At 70.5% G+C, this 10,353-nt stretch carries 10 protein-coding genes and 1 pseudogene; 1 reads left to right on the forward strand and 10 read right to left on the reverse strand.

Annotation, left to right across the window (positions count from 1 at the left end; genetic code table 11):
• The 5 genes from ACWDO5_RS33510 to rpsB all read right to left on the reverse strand — a co-directional run.
• Positions 1-1,055: phosphatidate cytidylyltransferase (locus ACWDO5_RS33510; protein ID WP_450534330.1), on the reverse strand; the 1,055-nt coding region annotated here is incomplete at its 3' end.
• A complete protein-coding gene (gene frr, locus ACWDO5_RS33515; protein ID WP_450534331.1) occupies positions 1,055-1,612 on the reverse strand; it encodes a ribosome recycling factor in 558 nt (185 codons plus the stop codon). The genes frr and ACWDO5_RS33510, both read right to left, overlap by 1 nt.
• Before the next feature lie 128 nt (positions 1,613-1,740).
• Entirely contained in the window at positions 1,741-2,523 is a 783-nt protein-coding gene (gene pyrH, locus ACWDO5_RS33520) for a UMP kinase (RefSeq protein ID WP_450534332.1), read from the reverse strand.
• 159 nt (positions 2,524-2,682) lie between these two features.
• The gene (gene tsf, locus ACWDO5_RS33525; protein WP_450534333.1) at positions 2,683-3,519 is read right to left on the reverse strand and encodes a translation elongation factor Ts; all 837 of its coding nucleotides are present in this window, start codon (positions 3,517-3,519) and stop codon (positions 2,683-2,685) included.
• Positions 3,520-3,626: 107 nt separating this feature from the next.
• Positions 3,627-4,583: a 30S ribosomal protein S2 gene (gene rpsB / locus ACWDO5_RS33530; protein WP_450534334.1), complete on the reverse strand. Its 957-nt coding sequence runs from the start codon at positions 4,581-4,583 to the stop codon at positions 3,627-3,629.
• Positions 4,584-4,841: 258 nt separating this feature from the next.
• Here rpsB and ACWDO5_RS33535 point away from each other — a divergent pair.
• A pseudogene (locus tag ACWDO5_RS33535) lies at positions 4,842-5,390 on the forward strand (peptidoglycan DD-metalloendopeptidase family protein); the annotation flags it as partial.
• Positions 5,391-5,600: 210 nt separating this feature from the next.
• Here ACWDO5_RS33535 and ACWDO5_RS33540 read toward each other — a convergent pair.
• The 5 genes from ACWDO5_RS33540 to ACWDO5_RS33560 form a co-directional block, all read right to left on the reverse strand.
• Positions 5,601-6,158 carry a TetR/AcrR family transcriptional regulator gene (locus tag ACWDO5_RS33540; protein WP_450534338.1) on the reverse strand — a complete coding sequence of 186 codons (558 nt, stop codon included), beginning with the start codon at positions 6,156-6,158 and terminating at the stop codon, positions 5,601-5,603.
• A gap of 61 nt (positions 6,159-6,219) precedes the next feature.
• Positions 6,220-7,056 carry an RNA polymerase sigma factor WhiG gene (gene whiG, locus ACWDO5_RS33545; RefSeq protein ID WP_307660839.1) on the reverse strand — a complete coding sequence of 279 codons (837 nt, stop codon included), beginning with the start codon at positions 7,054-7,056 and terminating at the stop codon, positions 6,220-6,222.
• Positions 7,057-7,298: 242 nt separating this feature from the next.
• Positions 7,299-8,474, reverse strand: a complete 1,176-nt coding sequence (dprA, locus tag ACWDO5_RS33550; RefSeq protein WP_450534335.1) for a DNA-processing protein DprA — start codon at positions 8,472-8,474, stop codon at positions 7,299-7,301.
• A complete protein-coding gene (locus ACWDO5_RS33555; RefSeq protein WP_450534336.1) occupies positions 8,474-10,090 on the reverse strand; it encodes a YifB family Mg chelatase-like AAA ATPase in 1,617 nt (538 codons plus the stop codon). The genes dprA and ACWDO5_RS33555 overlap by 1 nt, the downstream gene beginning before the upstream one ends.
• The coding region (locus tag ACWDO5_RS33560) for a YraN family protein (protein ID WP_450534337.1) at positions 10,090-10,353 on the reverse strand (264 nt) is incomplete at its 5' end. The genes ACWDO5_RS33555 and ACWDO5_RS33560, both read right to left, overlap by 1 nt.

The raw sequence follows: 10,353 nt of genomic DNA on the forward strand, positions 1-10,353 counted from the left end.
TCCAGCCGGTCCATGATGCCGCCATGACCTGGGAGCAGCGTGCCCATGTCCTTGATGCCCAGGTCCCGCTTGATCATCGACTCGCCCAGGTCGCCGAGCGTGGCACTGACCGCGACCGCGAAGCCCAGCAGCAGACCCTGCCACCAGGTGCCGCCCTCGATGAGGAACTCCATGCACAGCGCACCCGCGCCCATCGCGAACGCCACCGCGCCGCCCAGGCCCTCGCGGGTCTTTCCCGGGCTGATGCGCGGCGCGAGCTTGTGCTTGCCGAAGCGCCAGCCGACGGCGTACGCACCCGTGTCGCTGACCACGGTCAGCACCAGGAAGGTGAGCACCCGCCACGGGCCGTCGTCCGCAGTGAGCATCATCGCGACGAACGTTGCCAGGAACGGTACGTAGAAAGCCGCGAAGACGCCCGCCGTGACGTCCTTCAGATAGCCGTCGGGCGGCTCCGTCATCCGCCAGACCAGCACCGCCAGCGCCGTGAGCGCCATGGCGACCCAGGCGCCCTCGGCGCCGCGCACATAGCCGGCCACGACCATCGCCGCGCCGCCCACCGCGAGCGGCACCAGCGGAGCCTTGATCTGCCTGCGCTCCTCCAGCCGCGAAGTGAGTTCCCACAGCCCGACCACGACGGCGACCGCTATCACCCCGACGAACACGGCCTTGACGATGAAGAGCGACGCGACGATCACAGCGCCAAGACCGACGCCGACCCCTACGGCCGCCCGCAGATCACGGCCGGCCCGCTTCTTCTTCGGCGGCTCGGGCGCCGGCGGCGGGGTGGGCATGGGCTCCTGCGGAATCTCGTCGCGGAACAGGGGGCCCCCCAGCCGAGCGGCCCCCCGGTCGCGGTCGTTGCTGTCGTCGCGGTGATCGCGGTCGTCACGGTCTTCGGCGTCTCTACCTGCGTCGGGAAAGTCCGGCACGATGGGCATGGGCCGAGTCTGCTGTGCGTCATGCTCATCGTATGCGGGACCCGCCGGGGCAGGCCCCTGGTCGGGCGGTCCCCAGAAACCGGCTATCGGCGGGGCCCCCCAGGAAGAGTCGTTCATCAGACCTCGAGCAGCTCGGCTTCCTTGTGCTTGAGCAGCTCGTCCACCTGCGCAACGTACTTCGCGGTGGTGTCGTCGAGCTCCTTCTCCCCGCGACGGCCCTCGTCCTCGCCGACCTCGCCGTCCTTGATCAGCTTGTCGATGGTCTCCTTGGCCTTGCGGCGCACGGAGCGGATCGAGATCTTGGAGTCCTCGGCCTTGGTCTTGGCGACCTTGATGTACTCCTTGCGGCGATCCTGCGTGAGCTCCGGGAACACCACCCGGATGATATTGCCGTCGTTGCTCGGGTTGACGCCGAGGTCGGAGTCGCGGATCGCCTGCTCGATGTTGCGCAGCGCGCTCTTGTCGAACGGAGTCACCACGGCCATCCGCGCCTCGGGAACCGAGAACGAGGCCAGTTGGTTGATCGGGGTCAGCGCACCGTAGTAGTCCGCCACGATCTTGTTGAACATCGCCGGGTGCGCACGTCCGGTGCGGATCGCGGCAAAGTCTTCCTTGGCGACCAGGACGGCCTTCTCCATCTTCTCCTCGGCCTCGAGGAGGGTCTCTTCGATCACCACTTGCTCCTGCGTGTCTTGAGTAGGCCCGGCGTCAAACTGGGCCGGCGGAACCCTGTGTCGCGTCTTCCCCTGCACGGTGTCCGACCGGCAGGACTTTGTCTATCCCTCGAGGGACGTCCCCCGGGTCAGGCCCGGGTGCCCTGGTCGCTCACGAGCGTGCCGATCTTCTCACCCTTGACCGCCCGAGCGATATTGCCCTCGGCGAGCAGTTCGAAGACGAGGATCGGAAGAGCGTTGTCGCGACAGAGCGTGATGGCGGTGGCGTCGGCGACCTTGAGGTTGCGGGAGAGCACCTCGCCGTACTCCAGCGCGTCGAACTTCACCGCGTCGGGGTTGGTCTTGGGGTCGGAGTCGTAGACCCCGTCGACGCCGTTCTTGCCCATCAGCAGGGCCTCGGCGTCGATCTCCAGGGCGCGCTGCGCAGCGGTGGTGTCGGTGGAGAAGTAGGGCATGCCCATACCGGCGCCGAAGATGACGACGCGGCCCTTCTCCAGGTGGCGTACCGCGCGCAGCGGGATGTACGGCTCCGCGACCTGCCCCATGGTGATGGCGGTCTGGACGCGGGAGTCGATGCCTTCCTTCTCCAGGAAGTCCTGGAGGGCGAGGCAGTTCATCACCGTGCCGAGCATGCCCATGTAGTCGGAGCGGGCCCGGTCCATGCCGCGCTGCTGGAGCTCGGCCCCGCGGAAGAAGTTGCCGCCGCCGATGACGACCGCGATCTGAGCACCGTCGCGGACAACCGCGGCGATCTCGCGCGCGATTGCGTGTACGACGTCGGGGTCTACGCCGAGCCCCCCACCGCCGGCGAAGGCCTCGCCGGACAGCTTCAGCATGAAGCGCCCGGCATTCTTGACGTCGTGGTCGCTCTTGTCGTCGGCAGCCTGGTTGGCGTCCGCGCCCTTGTTCATGGAGATCTCCTCGTGCACATACGAAGAAGGCCATTGCCGTGGGTGCTGGTATCCCTGTCGGCAATGGCCTCCTCGTCAGATCTGCGGTCGTCCGGCGCGAGCGCGACCGGCGACTGCGTAAGGAACCCTAGCGGGCTCCCGTGTCGATCGCTTACCGGGTCAGATGCCGACCTTGATGCGCGCGAAGCGCGTCAGCGTGACACCGGCCTCGTCCAGGACCTTCTGGACGGACTTCTTGTTGTCGAGCGCGTACGGCTGGCCCAGGAGGGTGGCCTCCTTGAAGAAGCCGTTGACGCGGCCCTCGACGATCTTCGGGAGGGCGGCCTCGGGCTTGCCCTCGGCGCGCGTGGTCTCCTCGGCGACACGGCGCTCGGCCTCGACGACCTCGGCCGGGACGTCCTCACGGGAGAGGTACTTCGGCGCGAAGGCGGCGATGTGCTGCGCGACGCCCTTGGCGACCTCGGCGTTCTCCTTGTCGAGCTCGACGAGGACGCCGATCTGCGGCGGCAGGTCAGGCATGGTGCGGTGCATGTACGCGGCGACGTACCCACCGGTGAACTGCGCGAAGCGGTCCAGGACGATCTTCTCGCCGAGGTTGGCGTTGGCCTCGTCGACGTACGCCTGGACGGTCTTGCCGGGCTCGATCTCGGAGGCGAGCAGCGCCTCGATGTCGGCCGGGGAGGTCGCGGCGACGTGGGCGGCGAGAGCGCCCGCGACGGCCTGGAACTTGTCGCCCTTGGCGACGAAGTCCGTCTCGCACTTCAGCTCGACGATGACACCGGAGGTGCTGTCGTCCGAGATGAGGGAGACAACGGCGCCGTTCTCGGCGGAGCGGCCCTCGCGCTTGGCGACGCCCTTCTGGCCCTTGATACGCAGAGCCTCGACAGCCTTGTCGACGTTGCCCTCGGCCTCGTCCAGCGCCTTCTTGCAGTCCATCATGCCGGCGCCGGTGAGCTCGCGGAGCTTCTTGACGTCAGCGGCGGTGTAGTTCGCCATGTCCTTGAATCTCTCTCGAAAGTCGAAAGTCGAAGATCTACGGGTGAGCGGCGGGGGCCGGCGCTTGTGGCACCGTCCCCCGCCGTTCAACTACCGAACCTGTGCGGTCAGGCCTGCTCGGCGTCCGCGGCCGGCTTCTCGGCCTCGGCGGCCGGGGCCTCGGCAGCCGGAGCCTCAGCAGCGGGGGCCTCGGCAGCGGGGGCCTCGGCAGCGGGGGCCTCAGCAGCGGCCTCGGCCGGCTTCTCGGCCTCGTCGGCGGCCGGAGCCTCGGCGTCGTCGGCCTTCTTCTCGCCCTCGAGGAGGTCGCGCTCCCACTCGGCGAGCGGCTCGCCGGCGGCCTTCTCGCCCGGCTTGGAGTCACCGGTGGCGACACCGGAACGGGCGATGAGGCCCTCGGCGACGGCGTCGGCGATCACGCGGGTGAGCAGGGTGACGGAGCGGATCGCATCGTCGTTGCCCGGGATCTTGTAGTCGACCTCGTCGGGGTCGCAGTTGGTGTCCAGGATCGCGACGACCGGGATGTGGAGCTTGCGCGCCTCACCGACGGCGATGTGCTCCTTCTTGGTGTCGACGATCCAGACGGCGCTGGGCACCTTCTGCATCTCGCGGATACCACCGAGGGTCTTCTCCAGCTTGGCCTTCTCGCGGGAGAGGACCAGGAGCTCCTTCTTGGTGAGGCCGGACGCGGCCACATCCTCGAAGTCGATCTGCTCGAGCTCCTTCAGACGCTGAAGGCGCTTGTAGACGGTGGAGAAGTTGGTGAGCATGCCGCCCAGCCAACGCTGGTTGACGTACGGCATGCCGACGCGCGTCGCCTGCTCGGCGATGGCCTCCTGGGCCTGCTTCTTGGTGCCGACGAACATGATGGAGCCGCCGTGCGCGACGGTCTCCTTGACGAACTCGTAGGCGCGGTCGATGTACGACAGCGACTGGAGCAGGTCGATGATGTAGATGCCGTTGCGCTCCGTGAAGATGAATCGCTTCATCTTCGGGTTCCAACGACGGGTCTGGTGACCGAAGTGGACGCCGCTTTCCAGCAGCTCCCGCATCGTGACGACGGCCATGGCCGTATCTCCTTGGATTCTCGGTTATGTCCTGACGCCCCGACGCGCCGTGCCACAAGGGACCGAGGAGCGCGGCCACCGACCTGAAGGAGGTGTGGTGGCGGGGCGTGCGAAGTCGACCCGGTGACCCGGATCGCCAGAAGAAGTGTACGGGACCGGCGCGGTGCCGGGTGACGGCGCTGTCCACAACCGGTCAGTACTCCACAGATCGGGACCATGATCCACGCGGTTGCGGGGTTCCGCGGGACGGTCAGTGCCATGTACCGCTTGAGCCGCAGAACTCTCGTAGCTGTCGTCGCCATTGTCGTTGCCGTTGCCGTCGCCCTGCTCATTGTGGGCGCGCCCCCGGCGTCCGCCCTCGATCGCGACCGGAGCTGGCCGGTGGGGCCGCCGCGGCCCGTGGTCCTACGGGGCTGGGAGCCGCCGGACTCGGCGTACGGGCCGGGGCACCGCGGCGTGGATCTGCCCGCGCCGCCGGGGACCTTGGTGCGGGCGGCGGCGCCCGGCCGGGTCTCCTTCGCGGGCCGCGTCGCGGGCCGTGGCGTTCTCTCCCTCACCCTCACCGGTACGGGTGAACCGCCGCTGCGCACGACGTACGAACCTGTGCGCCCACTGCTCCCCGAAGGCGCGGAGGTGAGCGCCGGCCAGGTCGTGGCGACCATCGAGCCGGGCCCTTCGCACTGTGCGGCTGGCTGTCTGCACTGGGGGCTGCTGCGTGGCGCGGAGTATCTGGATCCACTGTCCCTGCTGCCGCCCTGGCTGCTGCGCCGTTCGCCGTCCCGGCTGCTGCCAGTGTTCGGTGTCCCGCCTCTTGAGGCGAGCGTCGCTCCGGTCGCCGCGCGGGTGGCCGCGCCGGTTCTGGCGGGGGCGTCCGGGACGGCGCTGCACGCGGCGTTGCTGCTGATCACGGTCGCGTTGACGCACCGGGGCCTGCGCCGGACGCGGGAGGCCGGCCAACCGGGCCCTCCCGGTCGGCGAGGGTCGTGCGGGGAGCCGGGTCCGCGAGGCCCTGCGGGGTCAGCCCTGCACGCCCCGCAGGGCCATCGACACTGCCGCCTCGGCGATCGCCGACGGGTCCTCCGCCGCGCCGATCTCGATGCGGCGCACCGCGGCGTCCACCACGCCCTGTAGCAGCATCGCCGCCAGCCGGGGCTGGTCGTGGCCCAGCTCGCCGACCGCCTCCACGATCATCGCGATCAGCCCGCCGTGCGCGGCGCGGATCTTCTCCCGCGCCCCGGCGTCCAGCTCACTCGCGGAGATCGCGACAACGGCCCGGTGGCGCCGGTCCCCGACGAGCTCCAGCTGCTGGCGTACGTACGCCTCGACCTTGCCCTCTGCCGTGTCGGCCTGCTGTATCGCGGTCTCGACCTCCGCCGCCCAGAGTGGGAAGTCGACCGCGCAGAGCTCCTCGACGACCGCGGCGCGCGAGCGGAAGTACTCGTAGACGGAGGACCTGGCCAGGCCCGTGCGCTCGGCGAGGGCGGGGAAGGTCAGCGCCTCCGTACCGCCCTCGGACAACAGGGAGCGCGCGGCGTCCAGCAGGGCGCCGCGCTGCATGGTCCGGTGCTCGGCCACGGAGGCCGCTCGAATCCTGGGCACGCCTCCACTCTACGGATGAGGCAGGGACGATTCAGCGTCAGCGTCCGACGTCGGCCAGCTTCGCCCGCAGCTGGAGCACCGACTTCGTATGGATCTGGCTGACCCTGCTCTCTGTGACACCGAGGACATTGCCGATCTCGGCGAGGGTGAGGCCCTCGTAGTAGTAGAGGGTGACGACGGTCTTCTCGCGCTCCGGCAGGGTGTTGATGGCGCGCGCGAGCAGCCGGCGCAACTCCCTGTCCTCGGCCACCTCGACCGGGTTGTCGGCGGCGGTGTCCTCGAGGGTGTCCATCAGGCTGAGCCGGTCGCCGCCCTCGCCGCCGACGTGCAGCAGCTCCTCCAGCGCGACGACGTTGGCCAGCGACAACTGACTGAAAACCACGTGCAGTTCCTCGACCGCGATGCCCATCTCGGCGGCGACCTCGCACTCGGAAGGTGTACGTCTCAGCTGTGCTTCGAGCGTGGCGTAGGCGCGCTCCACGGCTCTGGCCTTCTGCCGCACGGAGCGCGGGATCCAGTCCAGCGCGCGAAGTTCGTCGATCATCGCGCCGCGGATCCGGGTGATCGCGTATGTCTCGAACTTGATGGACCGTTCGATGTCGAACTTCTCGATGGCGTCGATGAGTCCGAAGACTCCGGAGGAGACGAAGTCCGCCTGTTCGACGTTGGGCGGCAGCCCGACGCTCACCCGGCCCGCGACGTACTTCACCAGCGGTGAGTAGTGCAGGATCAACTGCTCCCGCAGCCGCTCGTCACCCGTGGCCTTGTACGACCGCCACAACTCGTCGAGCGACGAGGGAGCGGGGGGCCGCACGGTGCCACGGGCAGCGGGTGGCACTGCCGCGCGGTCAGACCCGGAGGTGTGCTGGGGCATGCGTTGCCTTGAGCCGTTCTGCTGTGAGGGGGGAGGGGACGAGCGTCTGGGCCGGAATCGAGGTGAGCGTAGCGTGACTGCGGTGTTGCGGTGGGCGAAGGTCGGGGGAACGAACCTGTGCGGGTACCTGCCGTCGCCCATACCTTCGAACCAGGGCCGACGCCGCCGGCGCCGGCCCCTCAGGTGTCGCCAACAGGCCTGCAAAGGTCATCGCCATCACCTTTTCACCCGAATGCTCCAGGTCAAGGACCGCCTCGCCGCGCGTTCGAACCGCCGATCGCGGTGTGCGTCAACTGCCAGCCGTCCCCGTGCCGTTCCACGAAGCCCAGCGAGTGCAGTTCGTACAGCCTGCCGAGGGTCTCGTCGGTCGTCGTCCCGGCGCCGCGGGCCACCTGCTCCCCGCCGACCGCGCCACGGGCCGGAAGGGCCTCAAGAACCCGTGCGCTCATGGGATCCAGCAGATCCCTGGGGAGCACAGGACCGCGTCTGTCCGGTGCCAGATCGCCGATGCCGCCGACCAGCTCGGCCACTTCATCGGCATCGGTGACCAGCACGCCCTCACCGCGCAGGAGCTCGTGCACACCTGCCGAGAGCCCGCTGGTGGCAGGTCCTGGAACTCCCATCGTGAAGCGGCCGAGCTTCTGGGCGCTGCGCGCTGTGACCAGCGAGCCGCTGCGGTACTCGGCCTCCACGACGACGGTGCCCCTGGTCAGCGCGGCGATCACCCGGTTTCGCAGGATGAATCTGCTGGGCGTGGGATGGCCGCCCGGCGGCAACTCCCCGATGACCAGCCCCTGTTCCGCGATGCGCCCGATCAATTCGGCATGGCCGCGCGGATAGACGACATCGACACCGCAGGCGAGTACGGCGACGGTGGCCCCGCCCGCGGACAGTGCGCCGCGGTGCGCGGAGCCGTCGACCCCGAACGCCGCCCCCGACACCACGACCCAGCCGCGCTCCGCGAGCCCCGAACCGAGGCTCGCCGCCATGTGCGCTCCGTACGGCGTGCAGGCTCTGGCCCCGACGACGGCGACGGAGCGCAGCGCCCATTTCCGCAGGTCGGCCCCTCCTCGCGTCCAGAGTCCGATGGGTCTGGCGTCCCCGAGGTCGTCGAGCTGGGTGGGCCATTCCTGGTCGCCGGGGCAGATGAAGCGCCCTCCGACCGCGGCGACCGCCGCCAGATCCCGGTCCGGCTCGGCCGCAGCCGCCCGCATCCGATAGCCCGCCAGCCGCCGCGCCGTGGCTCCGGCGAGCGCCGCGTCCTCGTGCTCCGCGGAGGTGAGCCGCGCCAAGAGCTCCCTGGCCCCGAACTCGCGCAGCCACCGCCCGCCGTGCTCGTCGCCCGGCTCGATCACCCCCGTCAGCGCGGCCCGCGCGATCCGCTCCTGTTCCCCCGCGCCCGCCTCCGATTCGCGCATCAGAACCCTCCCCCGCCGGCCGGCATGGGCGCACCGCGCGAGATCCCGGTGCGCAGCTCCAGGGCCAGGTCCACGTCGTAGGCCTGCGGCCGGTCCCGTGCCGCCAGGTCTGCGATCGTCCACGCCACCCGCAGCACCCGGTCGATGCCGCGCGCCGTGAGCAGACCCCGCTCCAAGTCCCGCTCGGCCGAGGCCAGTGCCCCGGGCGCGACCAGCCAGCGCGTACGCAGCTCATGGCCCGGCACCTCGCTGTTGGCGCTCCAGGGGGTGTCCCGCAGCCGGGCCGCGGCGCGCTCCCTGGCCTCCCGGACCCGTGCCGCGACGGGCGTCGTCGGCTCGCCCCGGCCGCCCTGGCTGAGCAGTTCGCTGCGGCTGACGGGCTCGACCTCGACCCGCAGATCGACCCGGTCGAGCAACGGCCCGGACAGCCGCGCCTGATACCGCCTGATCGCCGACGGCGGGCACTCGCACCCCGCCCCCTGCAGGGTGTGCCGACCGCAGGGGCAGGGGTTGGCCGCGAGAACCATCAGAAAGCGGGCCGGCAACCGCACCACCCCCGCGCTGCGCGCCACCACGACGTGCCCCGACTCCAGCGGCTGCCGCAGGGCGTCCAGCGCCTTGCCCGAGAACTCGGGGGTCTCGTCGAGGAACAGCACGCCACGGTGTGCCAGCGACACCGCTCCGGGCCTCGGCAGCCCGTTGCCTCCGCCGACCAGCGACTGCATCGTCGCCGAGTGGTGGGGCGCGCAGTACGGCGGCGTACGCACCAGGGGCTCCCCCGGCGGCAGGATGCCCGCCACCGAGTGCACGGCCGTGACCTCCAGGGACTCCCGTCTGGTCAGCGGCGGCAGCACCCCGGGCAGCCGCTCCGCCAGCATGGTCTTGCCCGCACCCGGCGGTCCGTGCAGCAGCAGATGATGGCCGCCCGCGGCGGCGACCTCCAGGGCCGTGCGTGCCGCGCGCTGCCCGGCGACATCGGCCAGGTCGGGGCCGTCCGCCGGCTCCCTCGCCAGCCCCGTGCCCACCCCGGCGCCGGGCACCATGAGCCCGGCCAGCATGGGGTCCGGGCTGCCCTCCGGGACCGGCTCCTCCTCGGGCACCGGTTCATTGGTCAGTACGGCGATGAGCTGCCGCAGGCTCCGCACACCGAGGACCGAAACTCCCGGCACCAGTGAGGCCTCCCCCGCGGTCTGCTCCGGAACGACCACCTGCCGGTAGCCCGCCTCGGCGGCCGCGAGGACGGCGGGCAGCACCCCGCGCACCGGCCGCACCCGGCCGTCCAGGCCAAGCTCGCCGATCAGCACCAGATCGGCGATGTCCTTGGGGTCGATGCGCTCCGCCGCGCCCAGCACGGCACAGGCCACAGCAAGATCGAACCCGCTTCCGCTCTTCGGCACGGACGCTGGGCTGAGCCCCACGGTGAGCTTCTTCTGCGGCCACTCGGCGCCGGAGTTCACCACCGCCGCCCTGACCCGGTCCCGGCTCTCCACCAAGCTCTTGTCCGGTAGCCCCACCAGCGTGAACGCCGCCACGCCCGGCTCCAGGTCCGCCTGGACCTCGACCACCACGCCCTCGACGCCCACCAGCGCCACGGAACAGGAACGCGCGAACCCCATCAGGCCACCCCCCGCGCATGCTCGACGAGCGGTGCCCCGCGTCTGGGCAGCACCACACCCACCAGATCGATGCGCACCCCACCGGGCGGCGGTCCGCCGTGCCGCTCCAGCCAGCATTCGGCGAGCTGTCTCAGCCGCTCCGCCTTCGTCGGCGTGACCGCGGCCATCGGATGCTCGTACGGTCCGTACGTGCCGGCCCTGCGGGTCTTGACCTCGCAGACAACCACCGCGTCGCCGTCCCGGGCGACGATGTCGATCTCACC

It is taken from the genome of Streptomyces sp. NPDC000880 (assembly GCF_053599675.1).

Bases quoted from the DNA above. Each gene is read 5' to 3' on its own strand.
- ACWDO5_RS33555 (WP_450534336.1), bottom strand. From the start codon at position 10,090: ATGGGGTTCGCGCGTTCCTGTTCCGTGGCGCTGGTGGGCGTCGAGGGC.
- rpsB (WP_450534334.1), bottom strand. From the start codon at position 4,583: ATGGCCGTCGTCACGATGCGGGAGCTGCTGGAAAGCGGCGTCCACTTC.
- tsf (WP_450534333.1), bottom strand. From the start codon at position 3,519: ATGGCGAACTACACCGCCGCTGACGTCAAGAAGCTCCGCGAGCTCACC.
- pyrH (WP_450534332.1), bottom strand. From the start codon at position 2,523: ATGAACAAGGGCGCGGACGCCAACCAGGCTGCCGACGACAAGAGCGAC.
- dprA (WP_450534335.1), bottom strand. From the start codon at position 8,474: ATGCGCGAATCGGAGGCGGGCGCGGGGGAACAGGAGCGGATCGCGCGG.
- whiG (WP_307660839.1), bottom strand. From the start codon at position 7,056: ATGCCCCAGCACACCTCCGGGTCTGACCGCGCGGCAGTGCCACCCGCT.